The sequence below is a fragment of the Mycolicibacterium tokaiense genome, from assembly GCF_010725885.1.
In the GTDB taxonomy this organism is placed as follows: Bacteria; Actinomycetota; Actinomycetes; order Mycobacteriales; family Mycobacteriaceae; genus Mycobacterium; species Mycobacterium tokaiense.
Genome location: NZ_AP022600.1, coordinates 4,085,329 through 4,107,498, shown reverse-complemented (window position 1 = coordinate 4,107,498; position 22,170 = coordinate 4,085,329). Strand labels below are relative to the sequence as shown.

Genomic DNA, 22,170 nt, shown 5'->3' with positions numbered 1-22,170 from the left:
CCAGCTGTCCTTCATGTCGATCGGTCCCCTCATCCTGTCCTACCCGAGTTCACTGCGCTGCTCCAGCGCAGGATCGGCGTCGCCGGTCATCTCGACCACCTGCACACCGGCGACGCGTCGCACGTTGATGAACGAATGCCGGTGTTGCACCGACGCACCCAGCCGCGCCAACGCCTCGGTGTGCGCGGCGGTGCTGTAGCCCTTGTGGACGGCGAAACCGTAGCCGGGATGCTCACGTTCCATCGCCACCATCAGCCGGTCCCGGCTCACCTTGGCCAGCACACTCGCGGCTGCGATGCAGGCGGCAGCAGCGTCACCGGAGATCACCGGCAGCGACGGCATCGGCAACCCGGGCACCCGGAAGCCGTCGGAGAGCACATAGCCCGGGCGCATCGACAGTCCGGCGACCGCGCGGCGCATCCCTTCGATGTTGGCGACGTGCACCCCGCGGCGGTCCACCTCCGTGGAACTGATGAACACCACGTGATAGGCCAGCGCGTACCGCTTGATCAGCGGGAACAGTCGCTCCCGCTCCTTTTCGTTGAGCTTTTTGGAATCGTCGAGGCGGGCCAGGCTGGTCAACCGGTTAGGCCCCAGCACGCAGGCGGCCACCACCAGCGGACCCGCGCAGGCGCCGCGGCCCACCTCGTCCACGCCGGCCACCGGCCCGAGGCCGCTGCGGTACAACGCGGACTCCAGTGTGCGCAGACCCGACGATTTGCGGATCACGGTGCGCGGCGGCCAGGCAGCAGGCACTCAGGCACCCTGCGACGCAGTCGAATTCTCCTGCGGGTTGACCGTGGTCACCCCACCCCACCGCGACGGCGGCCACGCGATGAACCGCGCCTTGCCGATGACGTTCTCCACCGGGATGGTGCCGTTGGTGGGATCGCCGGTGCAGATCAGACCATTCTGCGCGTCCGCAGGAGAGCTGGTGCAGTGGGCGCGCGAATCCGCTGAGTGGGTCCGGTTGTCACCCATCACCCACAGCCGGTTCTCCGGCACGGTCACCGGACCGAACTCATTGCCCAGACACGGGTAGATCGCCGGGTCGGCCATCATCGTGGTGGGGTCGAGGTACGGCTCGTCGAGCTTCTTGCCGTCCACGGTCAGCCCGGTGTCGGCTCGGCATTCCACGGTCTGTCCGCCGACGGCGATGATGCGCTTCACCAGATCGTTCTGGTCGGGCGGGACGAAGCCGACGAACGACAGCGCGTCCTGCACCGCGCGGATCGCCGGGTTGTCCGAGCGGATGGACTTGTAGCCGACGCTCCAGGACGGTGGGCCCTTGAACACCACGACGTCGCCGGGAGCCGGATCGGTGAAACGGTAGGTCAGCTTGTCGACCATGATGCGGTCGCCGACGCAGCCGGGGCAGCCGTGCAGCGTCGGCTCCATGGATTCCGAGGGAATCAGGTAGGGCCGCGCCACGAAGGTCAGCATCACGTAGTACAGGACCAGGGCGATGCTGACGAGAATGGCGCCCTCGCGCAGCGCGGAGCTCTTTTTCTTGGGCTTCTCGTCGTCGCCGGTGCGATCTACCTCATCGACGTCCGGGTCGGTCACTTCGTCAGCCCGGTCGGCCGAGTCCTCGGTGTCGGTCACGGCATCAGCGTAGTCAGCGTTGCCGGTACCGCACGGATGCGGCAACGCCTCACGCGCACACTCAGCGCTTTTCCTTGATCTTGGCCTTCTTGCCGCGCAGCTCGCGCAGGTAGTACAGCTTGGCGCGACGCACGTCACCGCGGGTCACGACCTCGACCTTGTCGATGTTGGGCGTGTGCACCGGGAAGGTGCGCTCGACGCCGACGCCGTAGCTCTCCTTGCGAACGGTGAAGGTCTCGCGGATGCCGCCGCCCTGACGACGGATCACGACACCCTTGAAAACCTGGATGCGCTCCTTGGTGCCCTCGATGACCTTCACGTGCACGTTCACGGTGTCGCCGGGGCCGAAGGCCGGAATGTCGTCGCGCAGCGACGCCTGGTCGACGAAGTCCAGCGTGTTCATCGGTGACTCTTCCTTGCGGTCGCGGCCACGGTCGACGCCCGGTCACACTGTGTGCCGGGCACGGTCCGCAGCCGATGGATGGGGCTTTCGGTCTTGCGCCTTGGGTCTGTCTCGCAGCAGGGCAGTACTCCCGGCCCGCGCAGACAACTTGTCAATTGTGCCAGACGCGGCGCACGCAGTGAAATCGCCTCGTCGAGGCGGTGTCCGCCACGGTAGCAAGCCCGCCTAACTACGCGCATGTGCAAACAACCGACTACCCTGGAACCCACCGGGCGGGTGGCGTTCACGCCGGTCCCGGAGCCCGATTCCCGCGCCACTTCCGCCCCGAGGAGAAGCATGCGTTCGCCGGCGTCCCCCCAGGCGAGGGCCTCGAACCTCGTCAAGGGAACGGTCGTCGCCGTCAGCGCGGCACTGATCGCGGGCAGTGCCGGCTGCGAAGCCCGCGTGTACGGCTCTCCCGGTCATGACTCCCCGATGTCGGTTGTCGTTCCGCAGGCGCCGGCGGAAACCGAAGCAGCCGCACCCATCGCACCGCCGATGTCGTTCACGGGTCTGCAGGGCCGCGCCGACGACGCGGTGCGTGCCGCGGCCGATCAGGGCGCCGACATCGGCCTGATGGTGCTGGACCGCGAGACCCGCCAGCAGGTGTCGGCAGGGCGCATCACGGGGTGGGCCACTGCGTCGGTGGTCAAGCTGTTCATCGCCGACGATCTGCTGCTGCGGGAGCCGAATCTCTCCCCCGATGATCGGGCGTTGCTCGACGTGATGCTGCGCTCCTCGGATGACAGTGCCGCCGAGACGTTCTGGAACCGCGGCGGGGGCAGTGCCATCGTGGACCGCGTAACCGCCCGCTACGGATTGCGCGACACCTCTCCCCCGAACAACGGCCGCTGGTTCAACACCATCACCTCCGCCGCCGATCTGGTGCGGTACTACGACATGATGCTGGCCGGCACCGGCGGGCTCCCGCGGGAACGCGCCAGCATCATCATGAGCAATCTGGCCGCCTCGACACCCACTGCACCGGACGGCACCCAGCCGGGCGGCATCTACCCGCAGCGCTTCGGCATCCCGGAGGGCCTGCCCGCTGAACGTGTTGCGGTGAAACAGGGTTGGATGTGCTGCATCGGGGGGGACTGGATGCATCTGTCCACCGGAGTGCTCAGCGCCGACCGGCGCTACATCATGGTGATCTACGCGCTGCAGCCGGTGGGGGCCGAAGCGGCCCGCGAGACCATCACTGCAGCGGTCCGGGCCGTCTTCCCGACCGGGCGGGTCTGAATCAGCTCAGCAGGTCGGGGCGACGTTCCCGGGTGCGCTCTTCGGCGGCTTCGCGGCGCCACCGCGCCACCTTGGCATGGTCGCCGGAGAGCAGCACCTCGGGCACCTCGAGGCCCCGCCAGCTCAGCGGCCGGGTGTAGCTCGGACCTTCCAGCAGTCCGTCAGAGAACGAATCCTCCTGGTGGGAGCGGGGATTGCCGATGACATCGGGAAGCAGCCGGATGACGGCCTCGAGCATCACCAGGGTGGCCACCTCCCCGCCGTTGAGCACGTAGTCACCGATGGAGACCTCTTCGACCCGCATCCTGCGGGCGGCGTCGTCGGCCACCCGTTGGTCGATGCCCTCGTAGCGGCCGCAGGCGAAGACCAGGTGCGCCTCGGTGCTCCAGCGCGTGGCGGTGGCCTGGTCGAACAACCGGCCCGCCGGCGTGGGTACCACCAGAAGAGTTTCGGCAGAACAGATCTCGTCGAGCGCTGCGCCCCAGATGGGTGCCTTCATCACCATCCCCGGCCCACCGCCGTAGGGCGAGTCGTCGACGGACCTGTGCACGTCGTGGGTCCAGCGACGCAGGTCGTGGACCCCGAGCTCGATCCGCCCGCTGTCGATGGCCTTGCCGGGCAGGGACTGCCGCAGCGGCGCCAGGTAGTCCGGGAAGATGGTGATGACGTCGATACGCACGGTGCGCCCCGTTTCAGTCGAGGTCCAGCAGTCCCTCTGGCGGGTCGATCTCGATGAGACCGTCGGTCAGTGACACGGTGGGCACGAATGCGGTCACGAAGGGCACCAGCTTCTCGGCACCGTCAGGGGTTGTGATCGACAGCAGTTCTCCTGCCGCGGTGTGCAGAACTTCGGCGACGGTACCGATCTCGACGCCGGCCACCGTGCGCACAGCCAAGCCCTCGAGTTGGTGGTCGTAGAACTCGTCCGGTTCGCTGATCGGTGGCAGATCGTCGGATTCGACGAGGAACAGGGTGCCGCGCAGGGCGTCGGCGGCATCGCGGTCGGTGACACCGGCCAGGCGCACCAATAGTCGACCGCCGTGCTCACGCACACTGTCGATGGTGTACTCGCGCTCGGACTTGCCGCGAGAAGCTCTGCCTCGCAGCACTTTTCCCTTCGCGAAGCGGCCGCCGGGGTCGTCGGTGCGCACCTCGACAACCACCTCACCGGTGATGCCGTGCGCCTTGACGATACGACCGACGACCAGCTCCACGAACGTACGACCTACTGGTCGGTGTCCACCACGTCGACGCGGATGCCGCGGCCGCCGATACCGGCGACCAGGGTGCGCAACGCAGTGGCGGTGCGTCCGCCGCGACCGATGACCTTGCCGAGATCCTCGGGGTGCACATGCACCTCGACGGTGCGGCCCCGGCGGTTGGTCACCATGTCGACGCGGACGTCATCGGGATTGTCGACGATTCCGCGGACCAGATGCTCCACGGCGTCGACGACGACAGCACTCATTCGGCGGCGTCAGCGGTCTCGGCCGGTGCCTGCTCGGCAGCCTCGTCGGCCTTGGGGGCCTTCTTCTTCTTGGGCGTGATGGCCTCATTGGCGGGGCCACCGTCGGCCTGGGCCAGCGCGGCGTTGAAGAGGTCCAGCTTGCTGGGCTTGGGTTCCTTGACCTTGAGGGTGCCCTCGGCGCCGGGCAGGCCCTTGAACTTCTGCCAGTCACCGGTGATCTTCAGCAGGGCAAGGATGGGCTCGGTGGGCTGGGCGCCCACGCCGAGCCAGTACTGCGCACGCTCGGAATCGATCTCGATCAGGCTGGGCTCTTCCTTGGGGTGGTAGCGGCCGATGACCTCGATGGAGCGGCCGTCGCGGCGGGTGCGCGCGTCGGCGACGACGATGCGGTACTGGGGATTGCGGATCTTGCCGAGACGGGTCAGCTTGATTTTGACAGCCATGCGAAAACAAACTCCTGTAGAAGTGCCACGCTGCAATTCAGCGATCAGGACACGGCGCCCAGATCCGGTTTTGCCTCACGTGTGTGACCGCCGCACAGCCTGAGTCGTACGGCAGACAGCCGCTCATTGTGCCAGAGGCAGCACTCGCAACAGAAATCAGACGAGTTTGTCAAAGCACTTCGTCTCGACCCGCCGGGTCATCCGCCAGCCGTCGGCGGTCCGGATGAACTCGTCGTCGTACCAGAGCCCGCAGAACAACACCTGCTTGCTCTCGCCGTCGAGCACCATCGGGTTGAAGCAGATGACCCGGGAGGACGCGGTGTCGCCGGCGAAGGTGATCGACAGGTTACCCAGCATGTGCGAATACGCCGGGAAGTGCGGCAGCACTTGCGCCAGCCAGGCCTTGACCTCGGGATACTGGCCGTCGATGCCGCCCATGGCGCGGTAGTCGATGTAGGCGTCGGCGGTGAAGACCGCGTCCAGGTCGTCGAAGCGGCGGTTGTCGATGGCGGTGGAGTAGTCGACCAGCAGCTGCTGGATCTCCAGGCGGTCCGAGATCTCCTCGAGGCTGAGCATGAGGACATTCCAACACTGCGCGTAGCGAAAATCACCCGAAGGGACGATCCCACCCCGCCCTCACGCAAGTAAGGTCGCCCTTAGTTAGGGATACCTCACGATAGGAGCCGACTGTTGCCTGCACCGTTCTCCCTGCTCGTCGGCTACGGCAGCGAAACCGGGGGCGCCGAGGGGCTCGCGGGATCGTTCGCCGTCGCCGCCAAGGCCCTCGGACTCGAGGTCACCCCGGTGGAACTCAACGCCATCGATGCCGACATGCTGGCCGCCGCCACCCACCTGGTGGCCATCACCGCGACCTACGGCGAGGGCGAGTTCCCGTTCAACGCCGCGCTGTTCTGGGAGTCGCTCCACGCCGACGACGCCCCGCGGTGCGAGCACCTGACCTTCGCGGTGCTCGGGCTCGGCGACAAGTACTACATCGACTTCGCCAACGCCGGGAAGCTGCTCGACGCCCGCCTCGAGGCGCTGGGCGCAAAACGACTGACCACCCGCGTCGACTGCGACATCGACTTCGACGACGACGCCGCCGCCTGGACCGCGGCGGTGATCGACCTGCTCCCCGCCACCGACCAACCCCTCGCCCACCCCGAACCGCCGGCCCCATCACAGTGGACTCACACCCCGGTCACCGCGCGACTGGCGTCCCGACGACTGCTCACCGGCGCCGGCTCCCACGACGAGGTGTGGCATCACGAGCTGGATCTGGCGGGCAGCGGGCTGACCTACCGGGCCGGCGACTCGCTGAGTGTGCACCCGGTCAACGACCCCGCGCTGGTGGCGGCATTGCTGACCCGGTTGGGCCGCAGCGCCGACGACCCCGCACCAGGTCAGGACCAACCGATGGGCCACTGGCTGACCGAGCAGGTCGAGATCCGCACACCGTCGCAGGAGCTGCGGGCCCTTGTTGCGGCCCGCACCACCGAGACCGAGGCGGCCACCGCTGCGGACCGCGACGTGCTGGATCTGCTGGAGCTCGTAGACCTGTCCGCCGACGAGGTGCTCACCACGCTGCGGCCCCTGCAGTGCCGGGACTACTCCATCGCGTCCAGCCCGCTGGTGTATCCCGACCGGTTGCACCTGACCGTGGCCACGGTGCGCCACCACCGCGCCGGCCGCGCCCGCTCGGGCGTCGCGTCCGGGCACCTGGCGGATCGCGCCCGGGACCTGCGGGTCCGTCTGTGCCCGAACGACGGCTTCCGGCTACCCGCCCCGGACGTGCCGATCATCATGGTGGGGCCGGGCACCGGGATCGCACCGTTCCGGGCGTTCCTGCAGGAGCGCCGGGCCACCGGCGCCACCGGAGCAGCCTGGCTGTTCTCCGGGCACCGCCACCGCGGCACCGACTTCCTCTACGAGCAGGAGCTGCAGGACTTCCTGCACGACGGCGTCCTCACCCGGCTGGATCTGGCCTTCTCCCGTGACAGCGACGGCGGCTACGTCCAGCACCAGATGCTGGCCCAGGCCGCCGAGCTGTTCGCCTGGCTGCAGGCGGGTGCCCATCTCTACGTGTGCGGTGACGCGGTGCGGATGGCTCGCGACGTGCACAACACCCTGCACGAGATCGTGCGGACCGCCGGCGCCATGGACGCCGACGCCGCCCACGCCTATGTCGGTGGGCTCATCACCGCGCACCGCTACTGCCGGGATGTGTACTGACGTTCCATTCTGAGCGGGCCGCCGTCTGGGGTTAGGCTGCCTCTCCATGCGCAAGCTGCTCGCGAGTGTGGCGATCACCTCGAGTCTGGCGATGGTCCTGGCTGTGGTGGCGTTCGCGCCATCCTCGGACGCCCAGCCCCTCGGCGACCTGACCGTGGTGCAGCCCGCCGGTTCGGTGCCGGTCCCCGACGGGCCGGCCCAGGCGTGGATCGTGGCCGACATGGACACCGGGCAGGTGCTGGCCGGGCGCAACGAGAACACCACCTACGCCCCCGCGAGCACCATCAAGACACTGCTGGCGCAAGTGATCCTCGATGAGGTCCCCCTCGACGCCACCATCGCGGCGGACGAGGCCGACACCCGTGTCGAGTGCAACTGCGTCGGTGTGGTGCCGGGCCGCACCTACACCGCCCGGCAGTTGCTCGACGGTCTGCTGCTGGTCTCGGGCAACGATGCCGCGAACACCCTGGCGCGCATGGTCGGCGGCCCGGACGCCGCCGTGGCCAAGATGAACGCCAAAGCGCTCTCCCTGGGTGCCCGCGGCACCAGCGCGGGCTCGCCGTCCGGCATCGACGGCCCCGGTATCAACATCTGGTCCACGCCCCACGACCTGGCGGTCATCTTCCGCTCGGCCATGACCTACCCCGTGTTCGCCCAGATCGTCGCCCAGCCCACCGCGGTGTTTCCCACCGAGACCGGTGAACGGGTGCTGGTCAACCAGAACGAACTGCTGCACCGCTATCCCGGAACGCTCGGCGGCAAGACAGGTTTCACCGACCTGGCCCGCAAGACCTACGTGGCCGCAGCGTCCCGCAACGGGCGCCGCTTGGTGATCGCGATGATGTTCGGGCTGGTGGTCGAGGGCGGACCCACCTACTGGGATCAGGCGGGTGCCCTGCTGGATTGGGGCTTCGCCCAGAACAATGGCGTCGGCGCGCTCTGATTTCGAAAGTTGCTGATTCGCAACCGTTTCGAGATCAGCTTCGCGCCCACAGTGGTTACGCTCGGCGGTCGTGCCCCTCGCTCCGCTCGCGGTGATCATGTCTCTGATGCTGGTGGCGGTGCTGGGGGCCGGTCCGGCCGCCGCCGCTCCCCCGGTGGGCGCGGTGACCACCGCCCCCGACGGCCCGGCACAGTCCTGGATGGTCGCCGACATGGACACCGGCACCATCCTGGCCGGTAAGAACCCCACAGCCGCGTCTGCACCGGCCAGCACCATCAAAGTGTTGCTGGCGATGACCGTGCTCGATCACCTGGACCCGGCCAACTTCGCGCGCGCCGCACCCGTACACACCCGGGTGGAGTGCTCGTGCGCGGGGCTGGTGCCCGGCCAGGCCTACACCGTGACCCAGCTGCTGGCGGCCATCCTGATGGTGTCGGGCAACGACGCCGCGAACATGCTGGGCGACATGCTCGGTGGATACCGAGCGGCCATCACGCGGATGAACGCCAAAGCCCAGTCCGTCGGCGCCACCAGCACCCGGGCACTGTCCCCCTCCGGTCTGGACGGACCCGGATGGGAATCCCTGACCACACCACGCGATCTCGGCGTCCTCTTCCGCGCCGCGCTGTCCTATCCGCTGCTGGCCCAGATCATGGCAGCGCCGTCGGCACAGTTCCCCAGCCGCGACGGCGTCAAGACCATCCACAACCAGAACCAGCTGCTGGAGCGTTATCCCGGTGCGCTGGGAGGCAAGACGGGTTTCACCAACCTGGCCGGCAAGACCTATGTCGGGGCGGCGCAGCGCGGTGATCGCCGGCTGGTGGTGGTGCAGATGAAGGGCAGCGGCGACCTTTACGGCCAGGCCATGGCCCTACTGGACTGGGGTTTCGCCCAGCCTCGGTAGCCCCGGTCAGAACACCGGCCGGGCTAGAACACCCTGCCGCGCAGGATCACCACATCCGGCGCACTCAGCACCGCCGGGCCGGTGCGCGGATCCTCCCGGAAACACAGCAGATCGGCCGGGGCGCCGTGCTGCAGACCGGGCCGCCCGAGCCACTCCCGCGCCGTCCAGGACGCCGCGCCCAGGGCTTCGCCGGCGCTCATCCCGATGGTGGTCAGCGCGGCCACCTCGTCGGCGATGCGGCCGTGGGCCAGCATGCCGCCGGCGTCGGTGCCGGCATAGATGGGGATGCCGGCCTCATGGGCGGCGGCCAGCCGGGATCCGCTGCGCGCGTAGAGGTCCTGCATGTGAGCGGCGTAGGTGGGGTACTTGGTGGCCGCCGCCGCGATGTTCGGGAAGTTCTCGGTGTTGATCATCGTCGGCACCAAGGCAGTGCCGTGGGCCAGCATCAGCTCGATCACCTCGTCGGTGATGCCGGTGCCGTGCTCGATGCAATCGATACCGGCCTTGATCAGCCCGGGCAGCGCGTCCTCGCCGAAGACGTGGGCGGTGACGCGGGCCCCCTCGGCGTGGGCCGCGGCGATCGCGGCGGTGAGAATCTCATCGGACCACAGCGGCGTGAGGTCCCCGACACCGCGGTCGATCCAGTCCCCCACCAGCTTGACCCAACCGTCGCCGAAGCGTGCCTGCGTGGCCACCACGTCGGGCAGTTGAGACTCGTCTTCGATGTCGATGGGCAGGCCGGGGATGTAGCGCTTGGGCTTGGCGATGTGCTTACCGGCCCGGATGATCCGGGGCAGGTCGTCGCGGTCGTCGACGAAGCGGGTGTCGATGGGCGATCCGGCGTCGCGCAGTAGCAGGGCGCCGACGCCGCGCTCGGTCTCGGCCTGCATGACGGCCTCCTCGGCGGAGGTGGGACCCCCCGGCCCCAGGCCCACATGGCAGTGCGCATCCACCAGGCCGGGGATGATCCAGCCGCCATCGAAGATCGTCTCGGCGCCGGCCACCGGCTCCGCGGACAGGTGACCGTCGACCACCCACCAGTCCACCGGCTCACCGCCGGGCAGCTCAACACCCCGCAGGTGCAGCTGCACGACTACTTCTGCCCCGGGAACTTCAGCTTCGAGAGGTCGAAATCAGCCAGCCCCGGCGGCAGTTCGTCGAGCCCCTTGGGCATCTGCGACAGATCCGGGAAGCCGCCCGGCAGACCGGCGCCCAACGGCGACTTCGGCTGCGTCGGACCCCGACCCTTCTTCTTGCCGGCCTGTTTGTTCTTGCCCTTGGCGGCCTTGCGAGTATTTCCCTTGCGGCCGAACGGCATTCCCATCTGGCCGGCCATCTGCGACATCATCTTGCGGGCTTCGAAGAAGCGGTCCACCAGCTGGTTGACCTCGGACACCGTCACACCGGAACCGTTGGCGATACGCAGCCGCCGGGAGGCGTTGATGATCTTCGGATCGGCGCGCTCGGCCGGCGTCATACCGCGGATGATGGCCTGCAGGCGGTCCAGCTGGGTGTCGTCGACGGCAGCCAGCGCGTCTTTCATCTGCCCGGCGCCGGGCAGCATGCCCAGCAAGTTGCCGATGGGGCCCATCTTGCGGATGGCCAGCATCTGGTCGAGGAAGTCCTCGAGGGTCAACTCGCCTGAGCTGATCTTGGCGGCGGCATCTTCGGCCTGCTGCGCGTCGAAGACCTGCTCGGCCTGCTCGATGAGCGAGAGCACGTCGCCCATACCGAGGATGCGGCTGGCCATCCGGTCGGGGTGGAAGACGTCGAAGTCCTCGAGCTTCTCCCCGCTGGACGCGAACAGGATCGGCACGCCGGTGACCTCACGCACCGACAGCGCGGCACCACCGCGGGCGTCACCGTCGAGCTTGGTCAGCACCACGCCGGTGAAGCCGACACCGGCCCCGAAGGCTTCGGCGGTGGCCACGGCGTCCTGGCCGATCATCGCGTCGAGCACGAACAGCGTCTCGTCGGGGTGCACGGCGTCGCGGATGCCTGCGGCCTGGGCCATCAGCACGTCGTCGATACCGAGGCGGCCCGCGGTGTCGACGATCACGACGTCGAAGTGCTTGGCCTTGGCCTCGGCCAGGCCGGCGGCGGCCACCGAGACCGGGTCGCCGGGACCCGAGCCCTCGGTTTCCGGCGCGCTGGGTGCGGTGCCCGGGTGCGGGGCGAACACCTCCACGCCGGCGCGTTGTCCGACGATCTGGAGCTGGTTCACCGCACCGGGGCGCTGCAGGTCGCACGCCACCAGCAACGGCGTATGCCCTTGTCCCTTGAGGTATTTGGCGAGCTTGCCGGCCAGGGTGGTCTTACCGGCGCCTTGCAGACCGGCGAGCATGATGACCGTCGGCGGGGTCTTGGCGAACCGCAGCTGGCGGGTCTCGCCGCCGAGGATGCCGATCAGCTCCTCGTTGACGATCTTGACGACCTGCTGGGCGGGGTTCAGCGCACCCGAGACCTCGGCACCCTTGGCACGTTCTTTGATCCGGTTGATGAAGGCACGGACCACGGGTAGCGACACGTCGGCTTCGAGCAGCGCGAGCCGGATCTCCCGGGCCGTGGCATCGATGTCGGCGTCGGTGAGCCGACCCTTGCCGCGCAGGCCCGAAAGCGCACCGGTGAGCCGATCGGACAGGGATTCAAACACGGCGCAAGCCTACGTCAGCCCCCCGAGATGATCCGCCTGGCCACCTCGATCGCCCGGTCGATCGGCACGGCGAATCCGATGCCGATGTTCCCCGCTTCGGCGCCGCCGACGGTGGCGATCGCGGTGTTCATCCCGATCACCTGACCGTCCAGGTTGGCCAGCGGCCCGCCCGAGTTGCCCGGGTTGATGGACGCGTCGGTCTGCAACAACAGCTGCTCCGGCTGCGGGCCCAGCCGCGCCGTCCGGTCCACGGCGCTGATGATGCCGCCGGTGACCGTGCTGGCCAGGCCCAGCGGGGCGCCCGCGGCGATCACCGGCTGACCGATCGCGACGCCACTGCTGATCCCCAGCGCCGCCGGTGGCGGCGGGTCGCCGGCCATCTGCAGCACCGCGACGTCCATCTGAGGGTCCGTGCCCACCACCCGCGCGGCGACGCGCCGGCCGTCGGCCAACCGCACCAGTACCCGCTGGGAGCCCTCGACGACGTGGCTGTTGGTCATGATGCGCCCCTGGTCGTCGATGGCGAACCCGGATCCGCGGCTGCTGCCCGCCGCCACCTGCACCACGCTGGGCAGCAGAGCGGCCGCGGCGGATTGGGCGTCGGGTGCCCCGGCACCCGCGGCCGCCGGCGCGGCGACCGGCGGGCTCTGACGCAATGTGATGCCCGCGTCGAACTGCGACGCCGCCCACAACCCGGCTGCGGCGCCCGCGGTCCCTCCGCCCAGCAGGCAGGCGGTCACCAGCAGGGCCAGACCGGCGCGGGAGCGCCGGGGCGCCGCCGGTGCCGCAAGGGGTGACGGCACCGGCTTCTGTTTTTCCGCGGTGGCCGCGGCGATCCCCCCGATCCGGGTGGGAACCAGGGGCGGGGCGACGGGGGGCGGGGCTACCGGCACGCTGCCCGGCGCCAGGAAGGCCGGCCCCGCCGGACGGGTTCCGAGATCGAACTCAGACATCGAGGCTCCTCATCAGATGAGTCGGGAGAACCAGCGCATGGACAGCCCCGCGGCCACGATGCCGAAGGCCAGCGCCAACGCGGCGACGAACGGGGTGACCTCGCGCCACTCGGTGCGCCACCCGATGGACGAGCCGATGTCGCGGTAGACCTGCTCGAGTTCGTCGCTGCTCTCGGCGGTGTAGGCGATGCCGCCGGTGCCGTCGGCCAGCTCGGACAGGGTGCGGGCGTCCACCGGCACCGGGATCGCGTACCCGCCGCTGTCGAGGATCCCGCTCTCGGTGCCGTAGGCGATGGTGGACACCGGCACCCCGGCGGCGACCGCCGCCAAGGCCGCCTCGTCGATGCCGCGGCCGGAGGTGTTGCTGCCGTCGGACAGCAGCACCACATGGGCGGGCAACCGGTCCTGGCCCTCCTCGGGTTCCTGATCGGGATCACGGGCCACCCTCATGATCTGCTCCAGGGAGGTGAACACCCCTTCGCCGATCGCGGTCCGCGACTCGGTGCCCAGCATCTGCAGGCTGGTGGCCGCCGCCTCGTGATCGGTGTCGGGGGCGTGCACCACCGACGTGGCACCGGCGAAAGTCACCACCCCGACGTTGAAGGTGTCGGGCAGTTGCTCGATGAAGTTGCCGGCCGCGGCCACCGCCGCGGTGAGCCGGTCCGGGCTGACGTCGCGGGCCTGCATCGACTCCGAGGTGTCCAGCGCGACGATGATGGTGGCGCGCTCATAGGGCACACGCACCGGCAGCTCCGGACGCGCCACCGCCAGTGCGCACAACGTCAGCGCCATCAGCAGGAAGGCGGCGGGCAGGTGCCTGCGCCACTTGGGGCGCTCGGGGATCACCTTGTCCAGCAACGGAAGCGCGGCATACCGCACGGCGTAACGCTGCCTGCGTCGCACGGTCACCAGGTAGGTCAGCCCCAGCAGCGCCACCGGCACCAGCATCAGCAGGCCGAGGGGGAACAGGAAGGTCATCACCGGCGGGCTCCCCGGCGGCGCAGGGTGCGCTGCCGCTCGCGCAGGAAGCGGGCCAGGTCGCGGATCCAGTCCCGCCCGGTGCTGGCACGCAGGTGATCGGCCCCACTGGTGGCGATGGCCGAGGCCACCGCTTCCCGGTGCGCCTCGGCGGCGTCGCGGTAGGTGCGGCGCAGCCGCCGGTCGGAGGTCCACACCTGGCGTTGCCGACCCGATTCGGGGTCCACCAGGGTCACCGCACCGATGTCGGGCAGTTCCAGCTCGCGGGGGTCGACGATCTCGACCACCACCACGTCGTGGCGGTTGGTCAGCCGTCGCAGCGGTGCCTGCCAGTCGAACGGCGCGGTGTCGGCGCCGTCGGGATCGAGGAAGTCCGAGACCACCACCCGCAGACCCGGCCCACCGCGGCGGGCACCCAGTGCGGTCAGCGCCTGCGCCAGGCTCGGGGAGCCGGGCCCGGTGCGGGCACTCACCAACGCCTGCGCCGCCCGCGATGCCGCCAGTTTGGCGCGGTCGGGCCGCTGCCACTGCAGCCCTTCGGCGCCGAACGTCGCCACTCCCAACGTGTTTCCCGGCGCGTCGATCAGCAGACCGAGTGCCCAGACGATGCGGGCCGCCAGGTCCAGCTTCTCGTCAGCGGTGTCGTCGACCGACGCGGTGCCGAACGCCATGCTGGGGCTGGTGTCCACCATCACCCAGGCATCGAGCCGGTTGTCGGCCCGCGGACGCCACACATGCGGCTCACCGGAGCGGGCGGTGATGTTCCAGTCGATGTGACGCACGTCGTCGCCCGGTTGATAGCGCACCACCTCTTCCCGCTCGGTACCCACCCCCAACCGCAGACCCTCGTGATCGCCGGTGAGCAGGCTGTCGATGCGACGGCGCAGCCCCAGGTCCAGCGCCTGCCACGGTGGCCCGCTCACGAGGCCACCTCGGTGAGCTGCTGGCTGTTCGGGGCGATCACCGGCGGTGGCACGCAGTCCAGGAGGGTGGCGATCACCGCACGGGGGTCCAGCCCGTCGGCCACCGCGTCGAACGTGGGCACCAACCGGTGAGCCAGCACGTCGGGCGCGATGTCGGCGACGTCGGCCGGCAGCACGTAGTCGCGGCCCCGCAGCACCGCCAGCGCCCGGCCGGCCGACAGCAGACCCAGCGACCCGCGCGGACCCACGCCGTACTCGAGTACACCGGCAATGGCGTCGGCGCCGTACTCGGCGGGCTCCCGGGTGGCCATCACCAACCGCACGATGTAGTGGGCCACCGCGTGATGGACGAACACGTCCTCGGTTGCGCGCTGCAGCCGCAACACGTCGGCCGGTTCCATCAACCGGCGCGCTCGCGGCGGCGTGCCGCCCATTCGCGACAGGATGGCCATCTCCTCGAGTTCGGTGGGATGGGTCAGGTCGATCTTGAGCAGGAAGCGGTCGCGCTGGGCCTCGGGCAGGTGGTAGACGCCGTCGGTCTCGATCGGGTTCTGGGTGGCCAGCACCAGGAATGGTTCGGGCAGCGCGAAGGTGCGCCCGCCGATGCTGACCTGGCCCTCGGCCATCGCCTCCAGCAGTGCGGACTGCACCTTGGCCGGGGCCCGGTTGATCTCGTCGGCCAGCACCAGGTTGGCGAAGATCGGCCCCAGCTCGATGTCGAAGGATTCGGTGGACGGCCGCCACACCCGGGTGCCCATGATGTCGGCGGGCATCAGGTCCGGGGTGAACTGCAGCCGGTTGAAGGAGCCGCCCACCACCGTGGCCACGGTGCGGACCGCCAGGGTCTTGGCCAGCCCCGGCACGCCTTCGAGCAGGATGTGCCCGCCGGCCAGCAGTCCCACCAACAGCCGCTCCAGCATCGAATCCTGGCCGACGACAACGTGTTTCATCTCGAAGAGGGCGCGTTCAACCAATGCCCCGATACTGTGCGCCTCGGTCTCGTGATCGCTCATGGCGCCCACTTCACCACCCGGGGGCGAAAACCCCGGAAAACTGCGGCGAAAGCCGACCGAAAGCGAACTGGTCGCACCGCGCCCACGCCGCTACCCTCGGCGAACATGCGGGTGCTGATCGTCGAGGACGAAGAGGGCTTGGTCAGCGCGCTCCGCGTCGGCCTGCAGCGCGAGGGGTACGCGGTCGACACCGCGCTGTCGGAGGCCGAGGCGATCGAGCGTCTGACGGTGAACACCTATGACGTGGCCCTGGTGGACGTCAACCTGCCCGACGGTGACGGACTGGACCTGGCCCGCCGGTTGCGCACCGGTGAGATCGGCTCCCCCGCCGGTCGCGAGATCCGGATTGTCATGCTGACCGCGTTGGGCACGCTGCCCGACCGGGTGCGCGGGCTGGATGCCGGTGCCGACGACTACATCGTCAAACCGTTCGCACTGGCCGAACTCACCGCGCGGCTGCGGGCGGTGCTGCGCCGCGAGGTCTCCGGTGATTCGTCGGTGCTGCGCCTGGGCGACATCACCGTCGACACCGCCCGCCAGATCGTCTGCCGCGGCGGCCGCGAGGTGGATCTGACGCTCAAAGAATTCGCCGTGCTGCGCTACCTCATGACCCGTCCCGATCACGTGGTCTCGGCCGAGCAGATCCTCGAGCACGTGTGGGATGAGAACGCCGACCCGTTCACCCAGACGGTGCGGGTGACGGTGGGCACCTTGCGCCGCAAGCTCACCCTCGGCGATGAGCAGCAGGTGCTGCACACGCTGGTGGGCCGCGGCTACCGGCTGCGCACCACTGCCTGATGCGCACCATCCGGGTGCGGCTGGCGCTGACCACCTCGCTGTGGTTGTCGGTGATCTCGGCGCTGATCCTGGCCGGGGTGTATTTCGCGCTGTCGACCACCATCGACGCGGCGCCGCTGGATCCGGTGACGGTGAAGAAGTTCGACCGCAAGGCCGACGGCACCATGGTCTATCGGGTGGGCGAGAGTTTTCAGGCCGCGGACATGGAGAGCGTGCAGCGTGCGGTGAACTACTCGACACTGTCCACGCTGCGGGACTACTCGCTGCTGGCCCTCGGCGTGATCTTCGTGATCAGCCTGGTGGTCGGCTGGTTCGTGGCCGGGCGGCTGTTGCGGCCGGTCGAGGAGATCACCCGCACCGCCAATCGCCTGTCCGCCAGCGATCTTTCACAACGCATCAACGCCTCCGGCCCCAAGGACGAGCTCCGTACCCTGGCCGACACCATCGACGGCATGCTGGACCGGCTCGACGAGGCGTTCCGTACCGAGCGGGCGCTGGTGGAAGACGTCTCCCACGAGTTGCGCAACCCGGTGGCCGTGGTGCAGGCCAATGTCGAGGCGGTGCTGGCCGACGAGGCGGCCACCCCGCAGGAGCGGGCCCACGCACTGGCGGTGATCAGCCGCGCCACCAGCCGGATGTCGCGGCTGCTGGAAGATCTGCTGGCCACCGCACGGCGACGCTCCGGATCGTTCGCCGATCAGCCGGTGGACCTGGAGTCGTTCTGCCGCGACGTGGTCGACGAACACCGGCTGCTGGCCGAGGATCGGCCACTGCGGGTGATCACCCGGCTGTCCCCGGGACCGGTGGTGTACGCCGACCCCGAGTCGCTGTCGCGCGCTCTGGCCAACTTGCTGTCGAACGCGATCCGGTTGGCGCCCAAGGACTCCGAGTTGACCATTGCCAGCGGCAGCTCCGGCGGCTGGGCCTGGGTGGCGGTGCGCGATCAGGGACCCGGCATCGCCGAGGAGGAGCAGCAACGGGTGTTCGACCGGTTTCGCCGCGCGCAGAACGGTGGTCGGCGCGGCACCGGGCTGGGGCTGGCCATCGCCCGGCAGATCGTGGAGAGCCACGAGGGCAAGCTGACGGTGTTCAGCTCCCTGGGCGTGGGCAGCACGTTCGTGATCTGGCTGCCCGACCGCGCGATCGCCGATCGCCCCGAGCGCAGCGACCAACCGCCGACGCACTGCCCTGTCTAGGAGGCGTCCTGCGCCGGGGCCGGCTTGGCCGGCGGCGCAGGCAGCACCTCGACGAGCCGACGTTGCAGGTCGTCGCGCAGCGAGCCGTCGGTGTCGGGCTGCGGGGCCACGATGCCGAACGCGTCCACCACCGAGGAGCCCAGGGTGGTCACCTTGGCCCAGGCGATGTCCACCCCTGCGCTTTCGAACACCGCGGTCAGGGTGGTCAGCAGACCGGGCCGGTCGGTGGTGCGGATCTCGACCAGCAACTCGCGGTCGGTGCGGCCGGCGTGCCACAGCACCCGCGGCGGAGCCGCCGGCGCGTTGATGGGCACCGCCGCGAGCAGCTCGCCGGCGCGGCCCTGGGCCGACGACCCGTCGGCGTCCTTCTGCCGCAGCGCCGTCACAACATCCAGCTCACCGTCGACGGCCAGGATCAGTTGTTGGCGCAGCAGCTCGGCAGCCGGCGGCGAACCGAACCGCGGCGACACCGTGAAGGTGTTGATGGCCGACCCGCCGTGGCTGTTGACCGATGCCGAATGCACCCGCAGCGAATGCAACGCCAGCACACCGGCCGCTTTCGACAGCAGGCCCCGGCTGTCCGGGGCGATCATCGTCACGTTGTAGGTGTGCGCACCTTCCCCGGCGGTCAGGTCGACGTGCACGCCCACCTGGGTGGCCAGCTCGAGGTAGCGCGGGTCGATCGGATCGGCCTGCGGCAGCGGCTCGCCCGCCATCACCAATCGGCAGCGCCGGACCAGATCGCCGATCAGCGACGCCTTCCAGTCACCCCACACCCCCGGACCGGTGGCCAGCGAATCAGCCTCGGCCAGCGCGTGCAGCAACTCCAGCAGCACCGGGTCACCGCCCAGGGCAGTCACCACTGCGGCGATGGTGTCCGGATTCTGCAGGTCCTTGCGGGTGGCTGTCTCGGGCAGCAGCAGGTGATACCGCACGATTGCCGAGAGCGTCTCGACATCCGACGGCCACAACCCCAGCCGGGTACCGATCTGGGTGGCCAGCTCGGCACCGATGATGCTGTGGTCACCCCCGCGGCCCTTCCCGATGTCGTGCACCAGCGCGCCCAGCACCAGCAGGTCCGGCCGCGATACCCGCGTGGTGAAGGCGCTTGCCCGCGAGACGGTTTCGACCAGGTGACGGTCGACTGTCCAGATGTGGGCGGCATCGCGCGGGGGCAGATCGCGTACCGCGCCCCACTCCGGGAAGAGCCGGCCCCACAATCCGGTGCGGTCCAGCGCCTCGACAGTGGCCACAGCGGCGGGGCCGGCGGCCAGCAGCACCAGCAGGTCCTTGAGCGCCGCTCGCGGCCAGGGGGTGCGTAGCTCGGGGGCGGAGTCGGCCAGCCGCGACAGCGTGGACCCGGACATGGGCAGTCCGGTGGTGGCCGAGGCCGCGGCGACCCGCAGGATCAGCCCCGGGTCACGTTCCGGGCGGGCGTCGCGGGCCAGGATCACCTCGCCGTTGAATTCGACGACGCCTTCGTCGAGCGGGCGGCGGATGGGTCGGCGCAGGGCGGCAAAACCACGGCGCGGCAGCGCATTTCCCGCGGTGCGCAGCCCGGCGTCGACGTAGTAGCTGACGGTGCGGGCCGCATCCGACAGTGTGCGGGCCAGGTCGAAGCGGTCACCGATGCGCAGGGCGGCCGCGATCTCGTCGGCGTGCTGCGCCAGTACCTGGTCTCGGCCCCGGCGCGAGAGCCGGTGCAGTTCGGTGCGGACGTTGAGCAGCGCCAGATGAGCCCCGCCCAACGAGCCGGTGGGTGAGACCAGGGACTGGCTGGGATACACGTCGGCCAGCTGGGCGATGGCGAGGGCATTGAGCAGCTGGACATCACGCAGGCCGCCGCGACCACATTTGAGGTCCGGTTCGGCCCGGTGTGCGATCTGGCCGCTACGCTCCCAGCGGGACCGGGTGTGTGCAACGAGATCATCGAAGCGCGAGGCGATTCCGGTGCGCCACTGCCTGCGGGCGCCGCCGATGAGCAGTGCCGACAGGGCCGGATCACCGGCGATGTGCCGGGCCTCCAGCATGGCCAGGCCGGCGGAGATGTCCTCACTGGCGACCTTGAGCGCCTCCGGCACGGTTCGGACGCTGTGATCGAGCCGAATATTGGCGTCCCACAACGGATACCACAGATGTTGCGCCACCTCGGCCACCACGTCGTCGGGCAGGTTGTCGTGCACCAGTGTGAGGTCGAGGTCGGAGTACGGCACCAGCTCCCCACGCCCCAGGCCGCCGGTGGCGACGATGGCGAAGCCGCTGGTGGGGGTGACGCCGATCTCGGAGGCCTTGGTGGTGAGCCAGAATTCGTGCAGGTCCAGCAGTGCGTCACGCAGCGCGGCGGAATCCAGCGCACGGGTGCCGCCGTCCAGGAGTTGCTGCACGGCTCTGGCGAGATCATGGGCGGGCTTGGGCGGTTCGTTCAACGAGCCCGCCGCCGGGCTCCCCTGGTGGGGAGCGCCGGCGGCGGGGTCTGGCGTCTGCTTCATCGAGTCCTATCGTGTTCCGTCACCGACAAACTCTCACTCGGTCCCGGGCCTGGAGAGGACAACTCAGAAGTTGTTGCGGCTCAAAGGGCGTCAGCCCCTCGTTCACCGGTGCGCACCCGTACCACGGTGTCCACCGGGCTGACCCACACCTTGCCGTCACCGATCTTGCCGGTGCGGGCAGCCTGGACGATGACGTCGACCACCTTGTCCACGGCGGAATCATCGACGACCACCTCCACCCGTACCTTGGGCACGAAATCGACGGAGTACTCCGCACCGCGGTAGACCTCGGTGTGGCCTTTCTGACGGCCGTAGCCCTGCACTTCGCTGACGGTCATCCCCAGGATACCCGTCTGCTCCAGACCGGTCTTGACATCTTCGAGCGTGAACGGCTTGACGATCGCAGTAATCAGCTTCATGTAGTTGATCCCTTCCGATGAAATTGTCGCCGATCAGGCGAGCTCGTAAGCCGTTTCGGCATGTTCGGTCTCATCGATACCAGTGTCCTCGTCCTCTTCACTGACCCGCCAGCCCAGCGGCTTGACGATGAAGGCGATGATGGCGGTCATGACCGCCGTGAACACCAGGGCCACCACGGCGATGATGATCTGCACCACGAGCTGCTGGAATCCACCGCCGTAGAACAGACCCGTCTCGGTGGCCAGCAGGCCGATGCCGACGGTGCCCCACAGGCCGGCAACCAGGTGCACGCCCACCACGTCGAGTGAATCGTCGTAGCCGAATTTGTACTTCAGGCTGATGGCCAGTGCCGACAGAACACCGGCGACGGCACCCAGGATCAGCGATCCGATGGGCGAGAGAGAACCGCAGGCGGGGGTGATGGCGACCAGGCCGGCAACGATACCCGACGCGGCGCCGACGCTGGTGGCGTGGCCGTCGCGGAAGCGCTCCACCAGCAGCCAGCCCAGCATCGCGGCGGCCGTGGCGGCGGTGGTGTTGACCCAGACCAGGCCGGCGAGCATGTCGGCCGCACCCTCAGAGCCGACGTTGAAGCCGAACCAGCCGAACCACAGGATCGCCGCACCGAGCATGACGAACGGAATGTTGTGCGGCCGGAAGGCGGTCTTGCCGAAGCCCTTCCGCTTGCCCAGCAGAATGGCCAGCACCAGGGCGGCCATACCGGCGTTGATGTGCACCACGGTGCCGCCGGCGAAGTCGATGGGTGCGACGTTGGCCGCTCCCTCCTCATCGACCCCGAAGATCATTGCAGCGATGCCACCTTCGGCGCCGGAGAGCAGGCCGCCGCCCCAAACCATGTGGGCCAGCGGGAAGTACACCAGGGTCACCCAGATGCCGCCGAACACCAGCCAGGTGCCGAACTTCATCCGCTCGGCCACCGCACCGCTGATCAGCGCGACGGTGATGACGGCGAACGTCAACTGGAAGGCCACCCAGACGATGGCGGGCACGGTGCCGAAACCGCCCAGCACGTAGGTGCTCACCCCGTCGACCTCGCGGGTCTCCGTCAGCTGCGTCAAACCGAACAGCGAGAAGGGGTTGTCGAAGATACCCAGAATGTCGCTCTCGCCGGTGTGGCCGGAGGAGAAGGACATCGAGTATCCCCACAGCACGTAGATGACGCTGACGACACCCATGGAGCCGAACGACATCATCATCATGTTGAGGACGGACTTCTGGCGCGACAGGCCGCCGTAGAAGAACGCCAGGCCCGGGGTCATGAACAGAACCAGGGCGGCAGAAGTGAGAACCCAGGCGGTGTCGCCGGCGCTCAGGCCGTCCGGCCCGAAGGGCAGGAAGGCTTCGTCGGGTAAGGCTAAGACCACTTTGTGTGAACCTCCTCAGGAGTGTGCGCCGATTCCGGATCGGCCTCGCAGAGAAGGTTCTTTTGCCGTGGTTTCATCGGTGA

The 22,170-nt window shown here is 69.0% G+C and carries 23 protein-coding genes; 6 read left to right on the top strand and 17 right to left on the bottom strand.

The window, feature by feature from the left end; all coding sequences use genetic code 11:
* Positions 1–39: 39 nt before the first annotated feature.
* The 3 genes from G6N58_RS20015 to rplS form a co-directional block, all read right to left on the bottom strand.
* A complete protein-coding gene (locus G6N58_RS20015; protein WP_068916362.1) occupies positions 40–756 on the bottom strand; it encodes a ribonuclease HII in 717 nt (238 codons plus the stop codon).
* Positions 757–1,605, bottom strand: coding sequence for a signal peptidase I (gene lepB / locus G6N58_RS20010; protein ID WP_115277546.1), 849 nt, complete (start codon positions 1,603–1,605; stop codon positions 757–759). It abuts the gene before it with no gap.
* Between the two features lie 61 nt (positions 1,606–1,666).
* Positions 1,667–2,008: a 50S ribosomal protein L19 gene (gene rplS / locus G6N58_RS20005; protein WP_068916361.1), complete on the bottom strand. Its 342-nt coding sequence runs from the start codon at positions 2,006–2,008 to the stop codon at positions 1,667–1,669.
* 336 nt (positions 2,009–2,344) lie between these two features.
* Here rplS and G6N58_RS20000 point away from each other — a divergent pair, with 336 nt between their 5' ends.
* On the top strand, positions 2,345–3,289 hold the full coding sequence (locus G6N58_RS20000; RefSeq protein WP_163908280.1) for a serine hydrolase: 945 nt from the start codon (positions 2,345–2,347) through the stop codon (positions 3,287–3,289).
* A 1-nt stretch (position 3,290) separates the two neighbouring features.
* Here the strand turns inward: G6N58_RS20000 and trmD are convergent, their stop codons facing one another.
* The 5 genes from trmD to G6N58_RS19975 form a co-directional block, all read right to left on the bottom strand.
* Complete coding sequence (gene trmD / locus G6N58_RS19995) at positions 3,291–3,968, bottom strand: tRNA (guanosine(37)-N1)-methyltransferase TrmD (RefSeq protein WP_068916359.1); 678 nt, start codon at positions 3,966–3,968, stop codon at positions 3,291–3,293.
* 13 nt (positions 3,969–3,981) lie between these two features.
* Positions 3,982–4,503 (bottom strand): ribosome maturation factor RimM, encoded by a 522-nt coding sequence (rimM, locus tag G6N58_RS19990; protein WP_115277547.1) that lies wholly within the window; start codon positions 4,501–4,503, stop codon positions 3,982–3,984.
* 11 nt (positions 4,504–4,514) lie between these two features.
* Complete coding sequence (locus G6N58_RS19985; RefSeq protein ID WP_068916357.1) at positions 4,515–4,757, bottom strand: RNA-binding protein; 243 nt, start codon at positions 4,755–4,757, stop codon at positions 4,515–4,517.
* Positions 4,754–5,200, bottom strand: a complete 447-nt coding sequence (gene rpsP / locus G6N58_RS19980) for a 30S ribosomal protein S16 (protein ID WP_068916356.1) — start codon at positions 5,198–5,200, stop codon at positions 4,754–4,756. The genes G6N58_RS19985 and rpsP overlap by 4 nt, the downstream gene beginning before the upstream one ends.
* A 156-nt stretch (positions 5,201–5,356) precedes the next feature.
* Positions 5,357–5,776, bottom strand: a complete 420-nt coding sequence (locus G6N58_RS19975) for a nuclear transport factor 2 family protein (protein WP_068916355.1) — start codon at positions 5,774–5,776, stop codon at positions 5,357–5,359.
* Between the two features lie 114 nt (positions 5,777–5,890).
* Here G6N58_RS19975 and G6N58_RS19970 point away from each other — a divergent pair, with 114 nt between their 5' ends.
* The 3 genes from G6N58_RS19970 (at position 5,891) to G6N58_RS19960 (ending at position 9,279) form a co-directional block, all read left to right on the top strand.
* Positions 5,891–7,432, top strand: a complete 1,542-nt coding sequence (locus G6N58_RS19970) for a diflavin oxidoreductase (protein ID WP_435406130.1) — start codon at positions 5,891–5,893, stop codon at positions 7,430–7,432.
* 46 nt (positions 7,433–7,478) lie between these two features.
* Positions 7,479–8,375: a D-alanyl-D-alanine carboxypeptidase family protein gene (locus G6N58_RS19965; protein ID WP_163908278.1), complete on the top strand. Its 897-nt coding sequence runs from the start codon at positions 7,479–7,481 to the stop codon at positions 8,373–8,375.
* Positions 8,376–8,472: 97 nt separating this feature from the next.
* Positions 8,473–9,279 carry a D-alanyl-D-alanine carboxypeptidase family protein gene (locus G6N58_RS19960; RefSeq protein WP_115281395.1) on the top strand — a complete coding sequence of 269 codons (807 nt, stop codon included), beginning with the start codon at positions 8,473–8,475 and terminating at the stop codon, positions 9,277–9,279.
* 23 nt (positions 9,280–9,302) lie between these two features.
* Here G6N58_RS19960 and G6N58_RS19955 read toward each other — a convergent pair whose 3' ends face one another.
* From G6N58_RS19955 to G6N58_RS19930, 6 genes are read right to left on the bottom strand one after another with little or no spacing between them, the layout of a single operon-like run.
* A complete protein-coding gene (locus G6N58_RS19955; RefSeq protein ID WP_163908276.1) occupies positions 9,303–10,370 on the bottom strand; it encodes an amidohydrolase family protein in 1,068 nt (355 codons plus the stop codon).
* A 2-nt stretch (positions 10,371–10,372) separates the two neighbouring features.
* Positions 10,373–11,932 carry a signal recognition particle protein gene (gene ffh / locus G6N58_RS19950; protein ID WP_115277549.1) on the bottom strand — a complete coding sequence of 520 codons (1,560 nt, stop codon included), beginning with the start codon at positions 11,930–11,932 and terminating at the stop codon, positions 10,373–10,375.
* A gap of 14 nt (positions 11,933–11,946) precedes the next feature.
* Positions 11,947–12,885: a S1C family serine protease gene (locus G6N58_RS19945; protein WP_115277550.1), complete on the bottom strand. Its 939-nt coding sequence runs from the start codon at positions 12,883–12,885 to the stop codon at positions 11,947–11,949.
* A gap of 12 nt (positions 12,886–12,897) precedes the next feature.
* Positions 12,898–13,863 (bottom strand): VWA domain-containing protein, encoded by a 966-nt coding sequence (locus G6N58_RS19940; protein WP_115277551.1) that lies wholly within the window; start codon positions 13,861–13,863, stop codon positions 12,898–12,900.
* Entirely contained in the window at positions 13,863–14,786 is a 924-nt protein-coding gene (locus G6N58_RS19935) for a DUF58 domain-containing protein (RefSeq protein ID WP_115277552.1), read from the bottom strand. The genes G6N58_RS19940 and G6N58_RS19935 overlap by 1 nt, the downstream gene beginning before the upstream one ends.
* Positions 14,783–15,799: an AAA family ATPase gene (locus tag G6N58_RS19930; RefSeq protein WP_115277553.1), complete on the bottom strand. Its 1,017-nt coding sequence runs from the start codon at positions 15,797–15,799 to the stop codon at positions 14,783–14,785. Before G6N58_RS19930 ends, G6N58_RS19935 begins: the two co-directional genes overlap by 4 nt.
* Before the next feature lie 105 nt (positions 15,800–15,904).
* Here G6N58_RS19930 and G6N58_RS19925 point away from each other — a divergent pair, with 105 nt between their 5' ends.
* Both G6N58_RS19925 and G6N58_RS19920 read left to right on the top strand, forming a co-directional pair.
* Positions 15,905–16,597 carry a response regulator transcription factor gene (locus G6N58_RS19925; protein ID WP_115277554.1) on the top strand — a complete coding sequence of 231 codons (693 nt, stop codon included), beginning with the start codon at positions 15,905–15,907 and terminating at the stop codon, positions 16,595–16,597.
* Positions 16,597–17,793, top strand: a complete 1,197-nt coding sequence (locus tag G6N58_RS19920) for a sensor histidine kinase (RefSeq protein WP_115277555.1) — start codon at positions 16,597–16,599, stop codon at positions 17,791–17,793. Before G6N58_RS19925 ends, G6N58_RS19920 begins: the two co-directional genes overlap by 1 nt.
* Here G6N58_RS19920 and G6N58_RS19915 read toward each other — a convergent pair.
* From G6N58_RS19915 to G6N58_RS19905, 3 genes are all read right to left on the bottom strand, one after another.
* Positions 17,790–20,282 carry a [protein-PII] uridylyltransferase gene (locus tag G6N58_RS19915; RefSeq protein WP_068916345.1) on the bottom strand — a complete coding sequence of 831 codons (2,493 nt, stop codon included), beginning with the start codon at positions 20,280–20,282 and terminating at the stop codon, positions 17,790–17,792. The genes G6N58_RS19920 and G6N58_RS19915 overlap by 4 nt on opposite strands.
* Positions 20,283–20,362: 80 nt before the next feature.
* On the bottom strand, positions 20,363–20,701 hold the full coding sequence (locus G6N58_RS19910) for a P-II family nitrogen regulator (protein ID WP_003881099.1): 339 nt from the start codon (positions 20,699–20,701) through the stop codon (positions 20,363–20,365).
* 33 nt (positions 20,702–20,734) lie between these two features.
* Positions 20,735–22,087, bottom strand: a complete 1,353-nt coding sequence (locus G6N58_RS19905) for an ammonium transporter (RefSeq protein ID WP_068916344.1) — start codon at positions 22,085–22,087, stop codon at positions 20,735–20,737.
* Between the last annotated feature and the right edge of the window lie 83 nt (positions 22,088–22,170).

Coding starts and splice junctions, on each gene's coding strand:
- G6N58_RS19940 (WP_115277551.1), bottom strand. CDS start 13,863: ATGACCTTCCTGTTCCCCCTCGGCCTGCTGATGCTGGTGCCGGTGGCG.
- G6N58_RS19975 (WP_068916355.1), bottom strand. CDS start 5,776: ATGCTCAGCCTCGAGGAGATCTCGGACCGCCTGGAGATCCAGCAGCTG.
- G6N58_RS19960 (WP_115281395.1), top strand. CDS start 8,473: ATGTCTCTGATGCTGGTGGCGGTGCTGGGGGCCGGTCCGGCCGCCGCC.
- G6N58_RS19910 (WP_003881099.1), bottom strand. CDS start 20,701: ATGAAGCTGATTACTGCGATCGTCAAGCCGTTCACGCTCGAAGATGTC.
- G6N58_RS19920 (WP_115277555.1), top strand. CDS start 16,597: ATGCGCACCATCCGGGTGCGGCTGGCGCTGACCACCTCGCTGTGGTTG.
- G6N58_RS20000 (WP_163908280.1), top strand. CDS start 2,345: ATGCGTTCGCCGGCGTCCCCCCAGGCGAGGGCCTCGAACCTCGTCAAG.
- G6N58_RS19915 (WP_068916345.1), bottom strand. CDS start 20,282: ATGAAGCAGACGCCAGACCCCGCCGCCGGCGCTCCCCACCAGGGGAGC.
- G6N58_RS19925 (WP_115277554.1), top strand. CDS start 15,905: ATGCGGGTGCTGATCGTCGAGGACGAAGAGGGCTTGGTCAGCGCGCTC.
- G6N58_RS19985 (WP_068916357.1), bottom strand. CDS start 4,757: ATGAGTGCTGTCGTCGTCGACGCCGTGGAGCATCTGGTCCGCGGAATC.
- rpsP (WP_068916356.1), bottom strand. CDS start 5,200: ATGGCTGTCAAAATCAAGCTGACCCGTCTCGGCAAGATCCGCAATCCC.
- G6N58_RS19945 (WP_115277550.1), bottom strand. CDS start 12,885: ATGTCTGAGTTCGATCTCGGAACCCGTCCGGCGGGGCCGGCCTTCCTG.
- rplS (WP_068916361.1), bottom strand. CDS start 2,008: ATGAACACGCTGGACTTCGTCGACCAGGCGTCGCTGCGCGACGACATT.
- G6N58_RS19965 (WP_163908278.1), top strand. CDS start 7,479: ATGCGCAAGCTGCTCGCGAGTGTGGCGATCACCTCGAGTCTGGCGATG.
- G6N58_RS19930 (WP_115277553.1), bottom strand. CDS start 15,799: ATGAGCGATCACGAGACCGAGGCGCACAGTATCGGGGCATTGGTTGAA.